16 protein-coding genes are annotated in these 17,901 nt (G+C 67.3%); 8 read left to right on the top strand and 8 right to left on the bottom strand.

The window, feature by feature from the left end:
* Positions 1-6: 6 nt before the first annotated feature.
* Positions 7-606 carry a TetR/AcrR family transcriptional regulator gene (locus AC1DTF_RS12890; RefSeq protein WP_477474313.1) on the top strand — a complete coding sequence of 200 codons (600 nt, stop codon included), beginning with the start codon at positions 7-9 and terminating at the stop codon, positions 604-606.
* Here the strand turns inward: AC1DTF_RS12890 and AC1DTF_RS12895 are convergent.
* Genes AC1DTF_RS12895 through AC1DTF_RS12915 form a run of 5 tightly spaced genes read right to left on the bottom strand, consistent with a single transcriptional unit; the run spans position 603 to position 5,540 of the window.
* On the bottom strand, positions 603-1,715 hold the full coding sequence (locus AC1DTF_RS12895) for an alpha/beta hydrolase (protein ID WP_477474314.1): 1,113 nt from the start codon (positions 1,713-1,715) through the stop codon (positions 603-605). The genes AC1DTF_RS12890 and AC1DTF_RS12895 overlap by 4 nt on opposite strands.
* Positions 1,672-3,282 (bottom strand): flavin-containing monooxygenase, encoded by a 1,611-nt coding sequence (locus tag AC1DTF_RS12900; RefSeq protein ID WP_477474315.1) that lies wholly within the window; start codon positions 3,280-3,282, stop codon positions 1,672-1,674. The genes AC1DTF_RS12895 and AC1DTF_RS12900 overlap by 44 nt, the downstream gene beginning before the upstream one ends.
* Complete coding sequence (locus AC1DTF_RS12905) at positions 3,269-4,249, bottom strand: NAD-dependent epimerase/dehydratase family protein (protein WP_477474347.1); 981 nt, start codon at positions 4,247-4,249, stop codon at positions 3,269-3,271. Before AC1DTF_RS12905 ends, AC1DTF_RS12900 begins: the two co-directional genes overlap by 14 nt.
* Positions 4,250-4,282: 33 nt before the next feature.
* Positions 4,283-4,717, bottom strand: coding sequence for a nuclear transport factor 2 family protein (locus tag AC1DTF_RS12910; RefSeq protein ID WP_477474316.1), 435 nt, complete (start codon positions 4,715-4,717; stop codon positions 4,283-4,285).
* A 1-nt stretch (position 4,718) separates the two neighbouring features.
* The gene (locus AC1DTF_RS12915; protein WP_057167374.1) at positions 4,719-5,540 is read right to left on the bottom strand and encodes a mycofactocin-coupled SDR family oxidoreductase; all 822 of its coding nucleotides are present in this window, start codon (positions 5,538-5,540) and stop codon (positions 4,719-4,721) included.
* Between the two features lie 84 nt (positions 5,541-5,624).
* Here AC1DTF_RS12915 and AC1DTF_RS12920 point away from each other — a divergent pair, with 84 nt between their 5' ends.
* Genes AC1DTF_RS12920 through AC1DTF_RS12930 form a run of 3 tightly spaced genes read left to right on the top strand, consistent with a single transcriptional unit; the run spans position 5,625 to position 8,876 of the window.
* Positions 5,625-6,632, top strand: coding sequence for an aromatic ring-hydroxylating oxygenase subunit alpha (locus AC1DTF_RS12920; RefSeq protein WP_477474317.1), 1,008 nt, complete (start codon positions 5,625-5,627; stop codon positions 6,630-6,632).
* Entirely contained in the window at positions 6,629-7,219 is a 591-nt protein-coding gene (locus AC1DTF_RS12925) for a cysteine hydrolase family protein (protein ID WP_477474318.1), read from the top strand. The genes AC1DTF_RS12920 and AC1DTF_RS12925 overlap by 4 nt, the downstream gene beginning before the upstream one ends.
* Positions 7,212-8,876 carry an acyl-CoA synthetase gene (locus AC1DTF_RS12930; protein WP_477474319.1) on the top strand — a complete coding sequence of 555 codons (1,665 nt, stop codon included), beginning with the start codon at positions 7,212-7,214 and terminating at the stop codon, positions 8,874-8,876. The genes AC1DTF_RS12925 and AC1DTF_RS12930 overlap by 8 nt, the downstream gene beginning before the upstream one ends.
* On the opposite strand, the gene AC1DTF_RS12935 is transcribed toward AC1DTF_RS12930, so the two are convergent.
* Positions 8,863-10,338, bottom strand: coding sequence for a coniferyl aldehyde dehydrogenase (locus AC1DTF_RS12935; protein ID WP_477474320.1), 1,476 nt, complete (start codon positions 10,336-10,338; stop codon positions 8,863-8,865). The genes AC1DTF_RS12930 and AC1DTF_RS12935 overlap by 14 nt on opposite strands.
* A gap of 160 nt (positions 10,339-10,498) precedes the next feature.
* Here AC1DTF_RS12935 and AC1DTF_RS12940 point away from each other — a divergent pair, with 160 nt between their 5' ends.
* Both AC1DTF_RS12940 and AC1DTF_RS12945 read left to right on the top strand, forming a co-directional pair.
* Positions 10,499-11,722, top strand: a complete 1,224-nt coding sequence (locus tag AC1DTF_RS12940; protein WP_477474321.1) for a cytochrome P450 — start codon at positions 10,499-10,501, stop codon at positions 11,720-11,722.
* A gap of 136 nt (positions 11,723-11,858) precedes the next feature.
* A complete protein-coding gene (locus tag AC1DTF_RS12945) occupies positions 11,859-12,425 on the top strand; it encodes a TetR/AcrR family transcriptional regulator (RefSeq protein WP_477474322.1) in 567 nt (188 codons plus the stop codon).
* Here the strand turns inward: AC1DTF_RS12945 and AC1DTF_RS12950 are convergent.
* Together AC1DTF_RS12950 and AC1DTF_RS12955 are read right to left on the bottom strand one after the other, a co-directional pair.
* On the bottom strand, positions 12,416-13,951 hold the full coding sequence (locus AC1DTF_RS12950; protein ID WP_477474323.1) for an aldehyde dehydrogenase family protein: 1,536 nt from the start codon (positions 13,949-13,951) through the stop codon (positions 12,416-12,418). The genes AC1DTF_RS12945 and AC1DTF_RS12950 overlap by 10 nt on opposite strands.
* Positions 13,952-13,999: 48 nt before the next feature.
* Positions 14,000-16,192, bottom strand: a complete 2,193-nt coding sequence (locus tag AC1DTF_RS12955; RefSeq protein ID WP_477474348.1) for a molybdopterin-dependent oxidoreductase — start codon at positions 16,190-16,192, stop codon at positions 14,000-14,002.
* 101 nt (positions 16,193-16,293) lie between these two features.
* Between AC1DTF_RS12955 and AC1DTF_RS12960 the strand changes: the two genes are divergently transcribed.
* Complete coding sequence (locus tag AC1DTF_RS12960; RefSeq protein ID WP_477474349.1) at positions 16,294-16,716, top strand: Zn-ribbon domain-containing OB-fold protein; 423 nt, start codon at positions 16,294-16,296, stop codon at positions 16,714-16,716.
* Positions 16,716-17,861 carry a thiolase family protein gene (locus AC1DTF_RS12965; protein ID WP_477474324.1) on the top strand — a complete coding sequence of 382 codons (1,146 nt, stop codon included), beginning with the start codon at positions 16,716-16,718 and terminating at the stop codon, positions 17,859-17,861. The genes AC1DTF_RS12960 and AC1DTF_RS12965 overlap by 1 nt, the downstream gene beginning before the upstream one ends.
* The last annotated feature ends 40 nt before the right edge of the window (positions 17,862-17,901 follow it).

The raw sequence follows: 17,901 nt of genomic DNA on the forward strand, positions 1-17,901 counted from the left end.
GCAAGGGTGTCCGAGCGCCTCACCCAGTATCAGCGTGTGGAACAGTCCTCGCGCCTGCTGTTGCAGGCCGCCGCCGAACTGATCGTCGAAAAGGGCTGGGAGGCAACCACGGCCGCGGAGATCGGGCGGCGCGCCGGCTACAGCAGAGCGATGGTGCACGCCCGCTATGGCAGCAAGGACGCCATCCTGGAGGCGTTTCAGCAGGTGTATGTGGCACGGCTGAATCCCGACCCCGAGCCGGGTTCCACCGGCCTGGCACAGGTGCTTGCCCATTTCGACCGGGTGCAGGAGATCAACGCCGAGGACCCGTCGGTGACGCGGGCCATGTTCGTCTCCGCCTTCGAGGCCGTGAAGACGAGTTCACCTCTGCGCGAAGGGGTCCGCGACCAACTCAGCGGCGCGGCGAAGAAGGTGGGCGCCGGGGTGCGGGCCGGTATCGCCGACGGATCACTGCGCGCCGACATCGACGTCGACGCCGCGGTGCGCGACATCACCGGCGCGATCTTCGGCATCGCGTTCCAGTGGGTGGTGCTTCCGGAGGAACACGACCTCGATCACGAGATCAACTGCGTTCGGACACGCATCATCTCCACCTACGGCAGCTAGGCCAATAAGAACCGCTCGGTCGCGGTCTGCACACCACCGGAGAACAGATGCCCGACATGGCTGCCGTCATGCCAGTGCAGCTCACCGCCCCAGCGCTCGTGCATCGCCAGCGCCGAGCTGCGCATCGCCATCTGGTCGTGCCAGGCGCCCACGATCAGCCGCCGGTCGGTGACCGGTGTGGTCGCCAACGGATCGATCACCGAGGTCATCGCCGACACCGTGTCGGACTGCAGTTGCTCGGCGGCGCTGCGGCCGGCCTGGCCCCAGCGGCCCAGATGCAGTCCGATCATCGCGTTGAGCCCGAGGATTGGGGTGTACAACGCCACCGCGCCGACGCGGGCGTCCAGGTGCGACACCAGCGCGGCGACCGCACTGCCCAGCGACAACCCCGAGACCGTCACCGATCCCGAATCGGCTGCCAGCCAACCGATCAGCGCGCGCACCTCGGACACCACTCGCATCGTCCCCGCCACGTTGGCCAGCGGGTCCCGCGCCGGATACTCCGGCCATTCCCGCCGCCGGACACCGTGCCCGGGCTGCACCGGGAGCGCGACGTTGAAACCCAGCGCATCCAGTCTGCGCACCCGCGCCACCATGAGATCCATCGGGTCACCCTGGCCGGCACCGTGGATCCAGACCACCCAGGGTCGCTGTTCGTCACGCCGGTACAGCCGCACCCGCGCCGTCGCCACCCCGCCGTGGCCATCGGCCAGCAGCGACTCCGGCAGGGCCGGGGTGTGTACGAAGCTCAGCTCCTCGAACCGCAGCGCCCCGAAGGTCCGCCGCTCGATGCTGTCGACGTGCAGTGGCTCCGGATCGCGGTGCGCCCCGGCCACACCGAGTTCGCCGAGCTCGGTGGCGGCATCGACATAGGCCGCCAGTGGGCGCGGCAGCTGGGGCGGCGGACCGGTCAATGTCATCCCGGTGACCACCAGCTCGTCGAGTGCGACCTCACCGAGTTGCCGTAATCCGGCCCGCGACAACCTGTGCCAATCGCCGGAACCGTTGAGCGCTCCGACCGAGCGCGGCAGCACCCCGCCGAGTTCCCATGCGATCTGGATGGCTCTACGCAAGGGTGAACCCCTGATAGCCCTGGGCCGCGATCTCATCGCAGCGCCGCCGGTACTCCGGGATGCCCGCCGTGTAGCCCATGTACATCCGCTTCTTGCCGGGCACGTTGGCGCCGTTGTACCAGGAGTTGCACGACGGATGCACCAGTACCGTCGCCGCGACCAGCGAGGTGGCGTGCTCGATCCATTCGTGCTGCGCCTCGACCTGTGCGTCGATGGTCCGGTAGCCGTGTTCGCGCAGGTGGCCGATGCAGTCCGCGATCCACTCGATGTGCTGTTCCATCGCTGCGATGAAATTCGTTGCCGCAGAGGGACTCCCCGGCCCCTGCACGGTGAACAGATTGGGGAACCCCGCCACGGCCAGACCGAGATAGGACAGCGGCCCCTCCTCGGCCCAGTAGTCGCCGAGCAGCGCACCGTCACGGCCGCGCACCTTCATCTTGCTCAACGCGCCGGTCATGGCGTCGAATCCGGTGGCGTAGACGATGACGTCCAGGTCGATATCGCGTGCTCCGGTGGAAATCCCGGTCTCGGTCACCGCGCGGATCGGGTTCGCACGCAGATCCACCAACGTCACATTGTCGCGATTGAAGGTTTCGTAGTAGCCCTGATCGATGATCGGGCGCTTACAGGCGAACGGGTGGGTGGGCACCAGGGCGACGGCGGTGTCCGGATCCGTCACGATCCGTGCGATCGCCTCGCCGTACAGGGCGGTGGCCATCCGGTTGGCCTCGATATCGAAGAAGACGTCACCCCAGTTGAGCGCGCCCATGACACCGCGCTCCTCGATGGCCCGCAGTTGCTCCTCCCGGGTTGCCGTCTTAATCGGGGGGCTGGCCAGCATGTCGAGCAACACCGAGAATGCGGACAGCCGGGCCGCACCCACCGGATGCGCACGCTGAGCCGCGCGGATGTCCGCGTACCCGGCCTTCAGATCGTCCAGTTCACCCGGGCCGAAGGCGCGCACGGTCCACGGCAGCGTGAACGCCGGCGAGCGCTGAAAGACGACGAGCTCACCGGCCTGCTGCGCGATCACCGGGATCATCTGCACCCCAGTCGATCCGGTGCCGATGACACCGACCCGCTTGCCGGCCAGGTCGACGGCCTCGGCCGGCCACCGGCTGGTGAACAACGACTCGCCGGCGAAGGAGGCCACCCCGGGGATGTTCGGCTCCAGCGGAACCGACAGGATGCCCGAGGCCGCCACCACGAACTGCGCCTCGCAGGTCCTGCCGTCGGCCACCTCGAGCCGCCAGACCGTGTCGTCCTCGTCGAACGTCATGCCGAGCACCTCGGTGCCGAACGCGATATCGCGACGCAGGTCGAGCCGGTCGGCGACAAAGTTCAGATATGCCTCGATCTCCGGTTGAGCCGGCATCGATTCGGTCCACACCCACTCCTGCTGGATCTCCTCGGAAAAGCTGTAGGAGTACTCGATGCTCTCGATATCGCAGCGGGCACCGGGGTAGCGGTTGACCAGCCAGGTGCCGCCCACCGCATCGGCCTTCTCCAGAACCGCCACCCGCAGGCCCTGTTCGCGCAGCTTGTGCAGTGCATACAGTCCGGAGAAGCCGGCCCCGACAATGATGACGTCATAACCGTGCATGGTGTCTCTCCACGTAGAACTCTGCCGCCCGGGCAATGGCCTCGGTCGCCGGACCTGGTTGCCAGCCGAGCTCGCGGGTCGCCTTCGAATGATCCAGCGGTGAGGTGTGATCCAGCAGTCGCACCGAGGTGAGCGTCACCGGGGTGTCGCGGCGCAGCACTCTGCCGAGCAGCTCGCCGGTGGCACCGACCGCGTAGAGCACCTGCACCGGCAGCCCGATACGCGGGGCGCGTTCACCGACAGCGTGTGCCGCCGTGGCGAACAGCTCACGCTGACTGATATAGCGCTCGGAGACGATGTAGCGCTCCCCCGCCGTGCCGTGTTCGGCGGCCAGGACCAGCGCCTCTGCGGCGTCCTCGACGCCGACGACCTCCGAGCCGACACCGTCGACGTAGACCGGCACCCGCCCCAGGGCCGCGGCGGCGATCATCGCACCGTGCGGGGTGGGTTGCCAATCGCGCGGACCGTAGGTGTTGGACACGCACATCGCGACGGCGGGCAGGCCCCGCTCACGGGCGTAGCTCAGCACCAGATCTTCTGCCTGACGCCGTGATTCGACATATGGACCGCCGATCCCCGGCCAGTTGAACGGGTCGTCCTCGGTCGCTGCCCGGCCGTCGTCACCGACTGCCACCGCGCCGATCGTGCTGGTGAAGACGAACTTCGGTAACCCGGCCGCGACCGCGATGTCGAGCACGCCGCGCAGGCCCTCGACGTTGGTGCGGAACAGGGGAGCCGGATCACGAAGCCAGGCACGGGTATCCACCACACAGTAGAAGACGGCGTCGCAGCCGTGCATCGCGATGCGCACCGCGTCGGTGTCGAAGATGTCACCGTAGTGACGGTCGACGTCGAGATCGTCGATGGCGCGGGTGGAACTGCTTTCCCGCAACAGCACCCGTACCCGGTCACCGCGTTCGACGACCTTGCGGGTGACATGGGAGCCCAGAAAGCCGCTGGCACCCATCACCAGCACGGTGCGCTGCTCGGTCACCGCAGGCTACTTCGCCGGGGTGAAGCGCAGGATGGTCCGGGTCAGGTGCAGGCTGGTGATGACCCAGCCACCGTCGCGTTTCTCGTAGGTCTCGTGGTAGTGCCCGGCGCCGAAAAGCTCACCGCCATCGGGAAACAACAGCAGATCTTCCATCGCCCAGATGGCCGACGCCGTGGTGTCCGAGGTGAGGTCGATCTCCGGGGTGTGCACGTGATGCTTGGTTTGCGCGTGCTCGACGCCGCCCAGCACCACCGGCACGAACGCGTCGAGCCCGTTCAGGTCGGGTGCGGTCTGGCCGTCCGCGCCGCCGGTGGAGATCGCCATGTCCAGCTTCACCACGACGTCATGGGCGAACAGTGCCTTCCACGCCTCGTAGTCCTTGGTGTCCAGGAACCGGCAGTACCGTGCCTTGAGCCGGCGAATCGCCTCGTAGTCGTCCATATCAGAACTGTGCCATTCCGTTGTCGATGGACAGCGCCACCGCGCTGATGTGGCGGGCCTCGTCGGAGGCCAGCCACGCCACCGACGCGGCGATGTCCTCGGGTTCGGCCATCCAGTTCGGGGTGAACGGGGTGCCCATCTGCACCAGCGGCGGGTTGGTCTCGAATGCCTTGCCGAGCGCGCCGACCATGTCTCCGGTGCCCATCGCGGTGTTCACCGGCCCGGGATGCACGCTGTTCACCCGGATGTGGTGCTTGCCGAGCTCGGCGGCGAACGCACGCGCCATCCCGGTGACGGCGTGCTTACTGGCGGTGTAATGCACCATGAAGGCCTGCATCTTCACGCCCGCAAGCGAACTCACCAGGATGATCGAGCCGCCCTTGCCGCCGTCGATGATGTGCTGGGCGCCGGCCATCACCGTGTTCCAGGTGCCGGTGACGTTGATGTCGATGGTGTCGCGGAAGGACTCCGGGGTGATGTCGTGCCAGGCCTCGGGGATGGTGATGCCGGCGTTGGCGACGATGACATCGAGGCGGCCCAGTTCGGCGACGCCGTCGTCGACGGCGGACTTGAGGCCCTCGTAGTCACGCACATCCACAGCGCGGTGAAAGATCCGCCGCCCGCTGGCCTTGACCAGATCGACCGTTTCGGCGAACTCATCGGGGGTGGCCGACAGATAGGGCACCTTCGGCGGGAGCGGACCGGCGATGTCGACGGCGATGATGTCGGCGCCCTCGTTGGCCATCCGCACCGCATGGGCGCGGCCCTGGCCACGCGCGGCGCCGGTGATGAAGGCGACCCTGTCGGTCAACAACCCTGGCATCGTGCTCCTTTGCATTTCACGGCTCTTGCGGACGATACTACTGTAAGCTGTTCAGTAGCAGGTTCGGATCTGGAAGGTGTTCCCGTGGAGGTTCCGTTCACCTGGAAGGTCACCGGCTGGTTCATGATCGGCTGGTCGGCCGAATTCGTCGCCGGAGAGACCCGTCCGTTGCGTTACTTCGGTGAGGACCTGGTGGCCTGGCGCGATGAGGACGGCGCGCTGCACCTGATGGAAGCCCATTGCAAGCACCTCGGCGCCCACCTGGGTCACGGCGGCAAGATCGTCGGTGACTGCGTCGAGTGCCCCTTCCACGGTTGGCGGTGGGGACCCGACGGCACCAACCGCCACATCMCGTACCAGCCCGACAAACCCAACCGCGGCCTGCGGCTGCGGACCTATCCGATCGCCGAACAGCACGGCTGCGTGTTCATGTGGTTCCAGCCGCACGGCGAGCCCCCGCACTGGGAACTGCCCGATATCTTCGACAAGTTCCCGCAGTTCCCGACCGATCCCGACGCGTTCTACCGCCCTTACCCGGAGTTCTCCCGGTTCGCCGAGAACGAGCCGGTGCATCCGCAGATCGTGGCCGAGAACGGGCCTGACAGTGCGCATTTCCGCTATGTGCACCGCGCCACGGTCACCCCGGTCTGCCTGGACTGGAAGGTGGTCGACAACGAGTGGCAGTTCCTCACCGGCTGGCCCGATGCCCGCAGCGATGATCCCGACAAGATGTCGCTCTACATCCACAGCCACTTCTCCGGACTGGGCTTCGCGATCAGCGCCTTCGAGGGCGCGGCCGAGCACCGGCTGATCTTCGCCTGCACCCCGGTCGATGACCACGTGTCCAACATGTTCTATTCGATCTGGTGGCCCAAGCTGCCCGGCGACACCTCCGACATCCCACCCGAGGATGTCCGCAAGCGCGTCGAGAAGCAGTATCTGGTGACGGTCTGGGACGACCTCGACATCTGGCGCTACCAGAAGTACATCGAGCGGCCGTCACTGTCCAAGATCGACGCGAAACCGTATATGGCCATGCGTAAATGGGCGACACAATTCTATGAAGTCCCGCCGGTCGGCACACCGGTATGACGACAGCGGTCATCACCCAGGAACTGCAGGGTGCGGTGGTCGGCCCGAACGCCGGGCTGGCCGTGCTGGCCGACGAGGCCCGACGGGTGGCACTGCCCAATATCGGCCGGCTGCTGCCTGCGGCGCGCGCCGCAGGCCATCACGTCGTGCACTGCCTGGTGCAGCGCCGGCCCGACGGACTGGGCTCCAATCACAACGCCCGACTGTTCGCCGCGGGCAAGCGCGCCGTCGACATCACCCCCGGCAGTGCCGGAGCCACCCTGCTACCCGAATTCGGTCCGGAGCCAGCCGATCTGGTGTTGTCCCGCTGGCATGGGCTCGGCCCGATGGGCGGCACCGATCTGGATGCGATCCTGCGCAATCTCGGCGTCACCACCATCGTGGCCGTCGGTGTCTCGCTCAACATCGCCATCCCCAACCTGGTGATGGATGCCGTCAACGCCGGCTACCGGGTGGTGCTCCCCCGGGACGCGGTCGCCGGTGTCCCCGCCGAATACGGCGAGGCCGTCATCGACAACAGCCTGGCCCTGCTGGCCACCATCACCACCACTGCAGCACTCATCGAAGACTGGAGCGTCCATGGCTGAGGTTTCCGCGATGTTCACCGTCTCCGCGGTGGCCGAGGCCGTCGCCGCGGCAATTCCCGACCGCACGCTGGTCGCCCAGGGTGAGCGACGCTACAGCTACGGCCACATCGTCGAGCGATCGACCCGGCTCGCGGCATACCTGCATGCGCAGGGGCTGGGGTGCCACACCGACCGTGACACGCTGGCCGGGCACGAGGTCGGCCAGGACCTGCTCGGCATCTATGCCTACAACGGCCCGGAGTTCGTGGAGGGGATGCTCGGCGCGTTCCGGGCCCGGGTAGCGCCGTTCAACGTCAACTACCGCTACGTCAAGAACGAATTGCAGTATCTGCTGGCCGATTCCGAGGCGTCGGCGCTGCTGTATCACGCCGCGTTCGCACCGCGGGTGGCCGAGATCCGCGACGAAGTGCCCCATCTCAAGGTGCTCATCCAGATCGCCGACGGCTCCGGCAACGAATTGCTCGACGGTGCCGTCGACTACGAGTCGATCGTCACCGCCGAGGYCCCGGCGCCGCCRGTGCAGCCCTCCCCCGACGATCTCTACGTCCTCTACACCGGCGGCACCACCGGCATGCCCAAGGGCGTGTTGTGGCGCCAGCACGACATTTTCATGACCGCGTTCGGCGGCCGCAACATGATGACCGGCGAGCGCGCCGGATCGGTCGAGGAGATCGTCGGCCGGGTCACCGAGAACCCCGGCACAAAGCTGCTGATCCTGCCGCCGCTGATTCACGGCGCCGCGCAGTGGGCCGCCATGACGGCCATCACCACCGGGCAGACGCTGGTGTTCCCGAGCATCGTCGAACGTTTCGACACCGATGATGTGGTCCGCACCATCGAGCGTGAGCAGGTGCTGGTGGCCACCGTGGTCGGTGACGCGATGGCCCGCCCGCTGCTGGCCGCCCTCCAGCGCAGCCTGCGCGACGGCAGTGCGGATGTCTCCAGCCTTGCGGTGGTGGCCAATGGCGGCGCGCAACTCACCCCGTATGTGAAGCAGCAGTTGATCGATGCCAAACCCGGGCTCATCGTGATCGATGGTGTCGGCTCCTCGGAGACCGGTGCGCAGATGAGCCACATGTCGGCCCCCGGTGCGGTGTCGACCGGCACCTTCAACGCCGGGCCGGACACCTGTGTGGTGGCAGAGGATTTCACCACGATCCTGCCGCCGGCCCACGACGGACTCGGCTGGCTGGCCCAACGCGGCTTCGTGCCGCTCGGTTACAAGGGCGATGCCGCCAAGACCGCGGCGACGTTCCCGGTGATCGACGGTGTGCGGTTCGCCGTCCCCGGTGACCGGGCCCGGCATCTGGAGAGCGGCGCGGTCGAACTGCTCGGCCGGGACTCGGTCACCATCAATTCCGGCGGTGAGAAGATTTTCGCCGAGGAGGTGGAATCGGCCATCGCCTCGCATCCGTCAGTGGTCGACGTGGTGGTGGCCGGACGGCCCAGCGAGCGGTGGGGCTCCGAGGTGGTCGCGGTCGTCGCGCTCGCCGAGGGCGCACAGGCCGACGCCGAGGAGCTCATCCGGCATGCCGAAAGTTCCATCGCCCGCTACAAACTGCCCAAGGCGGTGGTGTTCCGCCCCGTGATCGAGCGCAGCCCGGCGGGCAAGGCGGACTACCGGTGGGCCCGCGAACAGGCGCTCACCGGTTCCTGAGCCGACGCCGGGTACGCCGGCGGGCCATGCTCAGGGTTACATCGGCGTACATCTGCATCCCGCGGCGGAACGGCGGTGCCGCCGACCCGGTCATGCTGAACGGCAGATCGGTGCCCACCACCGTGCGCTGATGGCTGAAGGCGTCAAAGCCCGCCTTACCGTGGTAGGCGCCCATACCGCTGCGACCCACCCCACCGAATGGTGCTGCCGACGGAATCATCTGTGCGGCAAAATCGTTGCGCGCCACCCCACCGCTGCGGGTGTTGCGCAGAAAGGTGCGGAAGGTCTCGCCGTCCGGGCCGAACCAGTAGGCGACCAGCGGCGCGGGACGCGCGTTGATGTAGTCGATGACCTCGCCGAGCGCCGAGTAACCGAGCACCGAGAGCACCGGCCCGAAGATCTCCTCGGAGGCGATGGCCATGTGCTGGTCGACACCGCTGACAATGGTCGGGGCGATCTTGCGGGTCACCCGGTCGGGCAGTGTCTCCCCGGTCGGGACCATCGATTCCACGGTGGCGCCCCGGTCACGGGCGTCGTCGATCAGTCCGACCACCCGGTCGAAGTTGGCCTCGTTGACACTTGAGCAGTAGTCGTCATTGCCGATGATGCTGGGGAACATGCCCGCCCAGGTCCGGCGGACGGTGTCGATGAACGGCGCGACGCTGTCATCGGGGACGAACACGTAGTCCGGGCAGACGCAGACCTGGCCGCCATTGACCATGCGGGCCTGGGCGATTCGCGTCGCCGAGCGCTGGATGTCCGCGGTGGGTGCCACCACGACGGGATTCTTGCCGCCCAGTTCCAGGGTCACCGGGACGAGGTTCTCCGACGCGGCGCGCTGTACCAGCGATCCCACCGACGGGGAGCCGGTGAAGAAGAGGTGGTCGAACGGCAGCCGGGAGAATTCGGCGGCCACCTCGGGCCCACCGGTGACCACGGCGAGTTCGGTGGCCTCGAAGTACTTCGGGGCCAGCCTCGCCATCAGTTCCGCTGTGCCCGAGGTGACCTCGGACATCTTGATCATCACCCGGTTGCCGGCGGCGAAGGCCGCCGATGCGGGCAGCACCACGAGATTGAGCGGGAAGTTCCACGGCCCGATGATRCCGACGACGCCCAGCGGGGACGGTTCGACCTCGGCGCGCAGCCCGGCGACGCGCCCCGCGCGCATCAGCTTGGTGGCCTTCATCCAGTGCGGTACATGGGCCCTGGTGTGTTCGATGACCGGGATGATGCCGACGACCTCGGTGAACAACGATGCCGCGCGCGACCGGGTGCCGAAGTCGGCGGCCATCGCGTCGACGAACGCGTCGGTGTTCTCCAGCACCAGCGCCAGCAGCCGGTCGATGCGGTTGCGGCGCAGGGCCACGCTCGGCGGGCCTGCGGCGATGAACGCCCGCCGCTGACGTTCCAGCAGAGCTCGGGCGTCGACCTCGTGCTCGATGCGCTGGTCGGTTGTGCTCATATCCTGAACTCCCTCCGGTAACGCTCACGGTAGCAGCAGCGGTCCGCGGCGGGCGGCAGACCATCGCAGGAGGAAAACGCTATGTTTCGAACAGACGGGACGTGTTACTGTAAGTGTTACAGTATTAACGCGGATGACGGCACGAAGGCAGGTAGCGCGCGTGGACAGCCAGACGCAGGACGACAGCGATCTCTTGGCGGATTTGGGCGACACGGTCAACCTGCTCCGCGACCCGTACCCGTTCTTCGCCGCACACCGCGCCCGCCACGGCGTCTTCGCCGGCAGTGTCATGGACTGGTCCAAGACACCCGACGAGTTCCGGCCCGAGAACCAGTACGCGGCGGTGTCCTATGACGCCGTCAACACCGTCTTCCGGGACAGCAAGTCGTTCAACTCCAAGATCTACGACGACACCATCGGGCTGTTCATCRGCCCGTCCATCCTGGCGATGGAAGGCACGCTGCACCGCGCACACCGCAATCTGGTCACCACCGCGTTCAAGGCGAAGTCACTGAAGCGCTGGGAGCCCGAGATCGTCCGCCCCATCTGCGAACGGCTCATCGACGAGTTCATCGAGACCGGACGCGCGGACCTGGTCCGCGACTTCACCTTCGAATTCCCGACCCGGGTGATCTCCAAGCTGCTGGGTCTGCCCGAAGAGGATCTCGCCTGGTTCCGCGCCCGGGCCGTCGAGCTGATCAGCTACCACGTCAAGTACAAGCGTGCCTTCGAAGCCTCTGCGGCGCTGAAGGATTACTTCGTCAACCAGATCGATCTGCGCCGGTCCTCGCCCACCGATGACATCATCGGTGATCTGGTGACCGCCGAGGTCGACGGCGAGAAGCTCACCGACGAAGAGATCTACTCGTTCCTGCGACTGCTGCTGCCGGCCGGCCTGGAGACCACCTTCCGCTCCTCGGGCAACTTGCTCTACCTGCTGCTGACCCATCCCGATCAGTTCGCCGCGGTGCAGGCCGACCACGAACTCCTCGGCCAGGCGATCGAAGAGGGCCTGCGCTATGAGACACCGCTGACCACCGTGCAGCGTTCGGCCAGCGTGGCCACCGAACTCGACGGCGTCGAGCTCCCCGCCGGGGCGGTCATCGATGTGTGCATCGGCGCCGCCAATCGCGACGAGGCCCGCTGGGAACGGGCCGAGGAATTCGACATTTTCCGCAAGCGCGTGCCGCACATCACCTTTGCCGCCGGCGAGCACACCTGCCTCGGTCTTCACCTGGCCCGGATGGAGACCCGGGTCGCCATCGAATGCCTGCTCGACCGGGTCACCGACCTCGAACTCGACGCCGGCGCGGACCCCCACATCTTCGGTCAGCCGTTCCGCTCGCCCACGGCCGTACCCGTCACGTTCCGACCGATCACCTGAGTACGGAAGGCACCGTGAGCAGACCCGCAACGAAAAGACAGCGTCGTGAACGCGGGTCCATCAGTGTCGAGGAGATCCTGTCCGGCGCGTTCGACGTCGCCGCCGACGTGTCGATCGACCACCTCAGCATGCGCAATTGGCCAAACATCTCGATGTCGGCGTCACCAGCATCTACTGGTATTTCCGCCGCAAGGATGACCTGCTCGACGCGATGACCAACCGGGCCCTCGACGAGTACGACTTCACCGCACCGAGCATCGATGCGGACAACTGGCGGGAATCGCTGGCACACCACGCGCGGATCATGCGAAAGACATTCCGTGGCAATCCGATTCTGTGTGATCTGATCCTGATCCGCGGATCCTACGGACGTGCGGCGGTGCAGGGCGCCATCCAGAAGCTCGAACCGCCGGTGGCCGCCCTGGTGCGCGCCGGGCTGACCTCCGAGCAGGCCTTCGACACCTACTCGGCGATCGCCACCCATGTGCGCGGCACGGTCATCATGGAACGCCTGCAGGACAAGATGCCCGGTATCGCACCGCGCCGGGACGGCGAGCGCAATCTCATCGACCCGGCCGCCACCCCGTTCATCGCCGAGGCCACCGGCCGCGGCCACCGGATGGGCGTGGCCGACGACATCAACTTCGACTACGTGCTGGAGTGCATCCTCGACCACGCCGAGATGCTCGCGCGTCAACCCTGACGGGGCAGACGCCACCCGATGGTCTTCGTCTCGGTGTACTGGGCGAAACCCTCGATACCGCACTGCCGGCCGACGCCGCTGTTCTTGTAACCGCCGAACGGTGCGTCGGCGCCGTAGTACATGCCGCCGTTGACGCCGATGGCACCGGTCCGGATCCGCCGGGCGACGCCCATCGCGCGTTCCGGGGACTTGGACAACACCGCACCGGCCAGTCCGAAGGCGCTGTCGTTGGCCAGCCGCACCGCGTCGTCGTCATCGTCGAACGGGATGAGCACCAGCACCGGACCGAACACCTCGTCCTGCGCGATGGATGATCCCGGGTCCGCCCCCAGGATCACCGTCGGCGCCACGAAATGCCCGTTGGCCAAGTGGTCGGGCAGCCCGTCGGGTACGCCGCCACCGACGACGATCTCGGCGCCGTCACGTCGAGCGCCCTCGATGGCGTCGAGCACCCGCCGCTTCTGTGCCGCGCTGATCAGTGGCCCCACCAGGGTGGTCGGGAGCGCCGGGTCACCGACGGGCACCCCGCCGAAGGCCATCGTCACATTGGCGACGGCCTCGTCGAACAGGCTGCGGTGCACCAGCATCCGGGTGTTCGCCGCGCAGGCCTGCCCGGCGTGCACGCAGGCGCCGATCGCGCCGGGGATGATGTGCGCCGGGTTGGCGTCGTCGAGCACGATCATCGCGGACTTGCCGCCCAGTTCGAGGAAGGTGCGCTTCATGGTGTCGGCGCCGACCCGCATCAGGTGCCTGCCCACCGCGGTGGACCCGGTGAACGACACCATGTCGACGCGGGGGTCGGTGCCGAGCAGCCCGGCCACCTCATTGGACGGGGTGGGCACCACGTTGATCACCCCGGCCGGAATGTCGGTGCGCTCGGCGATGAGGCGCCCGAGCCGGGTGGCGTTCCACGGGGTGTTCGGATCCGGTTTGAGCACCACGGTGTTGCCGGCCGCCAGCGCCGGGCCGAGCTTGTTGAGGATGACCTCGATGGGGAAGTTGGAGGGCGTGATGGCGGCGACGACGCCGACGGGCTCCTTGACCACGGTGCGCGCGTTGCGCTCACCGAACAGGCCGCCACCGTCGAGGCGCCGTTCCCATTCGAACTCGTCGATCAGCCGGGCCGGGTAGCGCAGCGCGTCGGCGAGGGGCCAGTCGAGTTGCGCGTTCTGCGTCGTCATCGCCGGGCAGCCGACCTCGGCGATCAGTTCCTCACGCAGCTCTTCGGTTTCGGCTTCGATGGCGTCCTGCAACTGGAGCAGTGCTCGCTGCCGCAGTGCGCGGTTGGTGGACCAGTCGGTGCCATCGAAGGCGCGCCGGGCCGCGCCGATGGCGCGATCCATATCCTCGGGACCGGCGGCCGAGGTGCTGCCGAGCAGCAAACCTGTTGCCGGGCTGAGATTGTCGAACACCGCACCGGAGGCCGCGGCGGTCAGCTCACCGTCGATGAGCATCCGCATCTCGGCGCGGTCCGCCGCGCGGCGCCCGATGTCGACACTCGACGCATCCGCCACCACCTCACTCACCAGAAGACCTCCCAGGCCGAATGCATCAACAGTAAACGTTACAGTATCTCAGTGCGCAATAGTCACCGGCGCCACCTGCACCGGCACTCCGGTCAGCCACGACATCCCGGCCAGGGCCTCGACATCGGCCGGGTCACTGGACATCAGCTGGTTGACATTGACACCGCCGGCCCGGTTGGCGATCCGCCAGCCACCGGTCCCCCGATGACCCCAACCGTGCGGAATCGCAATGGTTCCCGGCACGATATCGACGGTCAGCGCCACCGGCACAGCGATCTCGCCGAACGGTGAGCGCACCGTCGCGGTGTCGCCGTCGGCGATGTTGCGGGCGGCGGCGTCATCGACATGCATGAGTGCCCGCTGGGTGCGCCCCCCGCGCATCAGCAGCGGCGCGTTGTGCATCCACGAGTTCTCCGAGCGGGACTCGCGCATCCCGATCATCCGCATCGGAAATCCCGCGGGCCGCGCGCGCCGCGTCAGTGCGACGATCTCATCGCCGATATCGCGATGCGCCAACTCGACCTTGCCGTGCCGGTAGGCGACCACCTCGTCGAGCACGCCGGTCCGGATGTTCGGCGCCACCACCACGCCGTGCGGGTGTGCGGTGGCCAACCGGCGAAAGTTCAGTCCGTCGCGGCGCAGCCCGAACCGATCTCCCCCGTCGGCCATTCGGATCATCATGTCGACCACCGGACGCGGGCTCAACCGTCGACCGCTGCGTCCGGCCATCCGCTGACCCACCCGCAGCGCGGCGAAAACCGGTGTGCGCAGCTGAATTCGTGAGATCAGGTCCACGATGATGTCCCATTCGGTGCGACATTGCCCGGCCGGCGCRACGACCGCGTCGGTGGCCTGGCGGAACGGGGTGGCCTGGAACTGCTGGAACGTGACGGCGAAATCGTCGCGCTCGTACATCGTCGTGACCGGCAGGACGTAGTCGCAGTGCGCGTGGGTCTCGTTCACGTACAGGTCGAGGCCGACCATGAGGTCCAGGGAATCCAGCGCATCCTCCAGTTCCGCACCGTTGGGCAACGACAGCACCGGGTTGCCGGCACCGACGAACATCGCCCGGATCTGCCGCTGTCCCGGGGTGGTGATCTCCTTGGCCATCAGCGCGGCGGGTTCGGCGCCGATGACCGTTCGCATACCGCCGATCCGGGTGCGTTTGGTGCGGTATGTGCGCCGCAAGGAGGCGCCCATCAGCTTCGAACCCCATTTCTGCCCGGGGATTCCCAGCGTGCTGAACACGCTGCCGCCTGGGCGGTCCAGGTTGCCCGCCACCAGATTCACCGCGTCGATCAGATAGGTGACCAGGGTGCCGTTGCGCCCCACGCAGGTGCCCAGGCGCCCGTACACCGCCGCCCGGGGCGCCGCGGCGAGATCACGCGCCAACGCGCGCACCGCATCCGGCGTCACCCCGGTGTGCACCTGGGTGGCTTCCGGCGTGAACGACGCAACTTCGGCGTCCAGCCAGTCCAGCCCGCGGGACTGTGCCCGGCCGATCCCGCTGACCAGTCCCTCGGCGAAGAACACCTGCAGCACCGAGAGCAACAGGTAGGCATCACTGTCGGCGATGACGCCCAGCCACTCGAATTGCGCTGCGGTCTCACTGCGGCGCGGATCAATCACCACCACCCGGCCGCCCTTGCGCACGATGTCGTGCATGCGGTCCTTGATCCGCGGTGCGGTCAGAAAACTGCCATGGGACACCACCGGATTCGCGCCCATCAGCACCAGCAGATCGGTGCGCATCAGATCCGGGATCGGCACCGTCATCGGGGAGCCGTAGAGGAACTGGCTGGCCAGTAGCCGGCTGCTGGTGTCCTGCGAGGAGGAGGTGAAGAAGTGACCGTGCCGGCCCAGCCCCTTGGCGAAGGCCATCGCCCCGAAGAGGTGGGCGTAGCTGAAGGCGGCCGGATTGCCCATGTACCAGCCGAACGCGCCGGAACCGTGCCTGCGGTGGATCGCGTCGCACCGCGCGGCGATATCGTCGAGTGCGGAGTCCCAGCTCACCGGTTCGAAGCCGTCAGGGGTGCGCTTGAGCGGGGTGGTGACCCGGTCCGGATCGTTGACCACTTCGGTGAACGCGATGCCCTTCTGGCACGCGAACCCCGCCGACAGCGGATGCTCCTTGTCCGGCCGCAGCGCGGTCAGGCGCCCGTCCTCGACAGTCGCGATCATCCCGCACAGCGGCTCGCAGATCCGGCAGAACGTCGGCTTGTGTTCGATGCTGGTAGCCATCATTCACCGCACTTCCGTGGCGTCGGGGGCCGGCCACCAAGTACGCTACTGTAAGAATTACAGTTGGCATGTGGAGTTCGCAGTTTCTCAAGGAGAACGAGATGCAGAAGGCGCTGGCGACCGAGATTTCGACGTGGCCCGACGCCGAGCCCGCATTGATCGGTAGCCGCTGCGGGTCCTGTCGCGCGACGACGTTCCCGGTGCAGCGGCGCTGCCCCGGCTGCAGCAGTGCCGCGATGAGCCCTGAGCACCTGCCCCGGCGCGGCACCCTGGTCGCCTGGACCACCCAGGGCTTTGCGCCCGGTCCGCCCTATAAGGGACCCACCGGCAAGGATTTCGTGCCGTTCGGCGTCGGGCTGGTCCAGCTCGGGGATGTCCTCCGGGTCGAAGGGCGGCTCACCGAAAACGACCCGGCCAAGCTGACATTCGGCATGCAGGTCGCACTGACCATGATTCCGTTCGCCACCGACGCCGAAGGTGACGAGTTGATCACCTTCGCCTTCGCACCTGTTGAGGGAGCCTGATGTACGACGTAGCGATCATCGGTGTCGGCCTGCACCCGTTCGGGCGCTTCGAAGGCAAATCGGCTCTTGCGATGGGCGTGGACGCGATCTTCGCCGCCGTCGATGACGCCGGGGTCGATTGGAGAGACATCGGTGCCGCCACCGGCGGCAGTTGGACGGTCGCCAACCCCGATGCCATCGTGGGCATGGTCGGGCTCTCCGGCATCCCGTTCACCAACGTCTTCAACGCCTGCGCGACCGCGGCCAGCGCGGCCAAGGTGTGCGCGGACGGTATCCGTCTCGGCGACTACGACATCGGGATCGCCGTCGGACTGGACAAGCACCCCCGCGGCGCCTTCACCGAGGATCCGGGTCTGGTCGGCATGCCGGCCTGGTACGCCGAGAACGGCCAGTACCTGACCACCCAGTTCTTCGGCATGAAGGCCAACCGGTACCTGCACGACCACAACATCTCGGCACGCACCCTGGCCAAGGTCGCCAACAAGAATCTGCGCAACGGCGCCCTGAACCCGAATGCCTTCCGGCGCAAACCCATCGCCGAGGACGACATCCTCAACTCGACGATGCTGAACTACCCGCTGACCCAGTACATGTTCTGCGCCCCCGATGAAGGCGCGGCGGCGGTGGTGATGTGCCGGGCCGATCTGGCCCACAAGTACACCGACAAGCCGGTGTACCTGCGGGCCGTCGAGATCCGCACCCGCAGCTACGGGGCCTACGAGGTGAACACCACCTGCGCCCCCGTCGTCGAGGACGTCGCCCCGACGGTGTACGCCGCCCGTGCCGCGTTCGAAAAGGCCGGTGTCGCACCCGAAGACGTCGACGTGGTGCAACTGCAGGACACCGATGCCGGTGCCGAGATCATCCATATGGCCGAATGCGGATTCTGCGCCCATGGCGACCAGGAGAAGCTGCTGGCCGACGGCGCCACCGAGATCGGCGGTTCACTGCCGGTGAACACCGACGGCGGGCTGATCGCCAACGGTGAGCCGATCGGCGCGTCCGGGCTGCGCCAGATCCACGAGCTGGTGCGCCAGCTGCGCGGCGAGGCCGGCGATCGCCAGGTTCCCGGCGAGCCCAAGGTCGGTTTCGCCCAGCTGTACGGCGCGCCCGGCACCGCGGGCGCCACCGTCCTGACCCTCTGACATTCACCGCGAGCAGACGTGAATGGTCCRAAATCATGCC

It is taken from the genome of Mycobacterium sp. P4_H6, assembly GCF_056400845.1.

Coding starts and splice junctions, on each gene's coding strand:
- AC1DTF_RS12895 (WP_477474314.1), bottom strand. CDS start 1,715: ATGAGATCGCGGCCCAGGGCTATCAGGGGTTCACCCTTGCGTAGAGCC.
- AC1DTF_RS12900 (WP_477474315.1), bottom strand. CDS start 3,282: ATGCACGGTTATGACGTCATCATTGTCGGGGCCGGCTTCTCCGGACTG.
- AC1DTF_RS12905 (WP_477474347.1), bottom strand. CDS start 4,249: ATGGGTGCCAGCGGCTTTCTGGGCTCCCATGTCACCCGCAAGGTCGTC.
- AC1DTF_RS12910 (WP_477474316.1), bottom strand. CDS start 4,717: ATGGACGACTACGAGGCGATTCGCCGGCTCAAGGCACGGTACTGCCGG.
- AC1DTF_RS12915 (WP_057167374.1), bottom strand. CDS start 5,540: ATGCCAGGGTTGTTGACCGACAGGGTCGCCTTCATCACCGGCGCCGCG.
- AC1DTF_RS12925 (WP_477474318.1), top strand. CDS start 6,629: ATGACGACAGCGGTCATCACCCAGGAACTGCAGGGTGCGGTGGTCGGC.
- AC1DTF_RS12960 (WP_477474349.1), top strand. CDS start 16,294: ATGCAGAAGGCGCTGGCGACCGAGATTTCGACGTGGCCCGACGCCGAG.
- AC1DTF_RS12965 (WP_477474324.1), top strand. CDS start 16,716: ATGTACGACGTAGCGATCATCGGTGTCGGCCTGCACCCGTTCGGGCGC.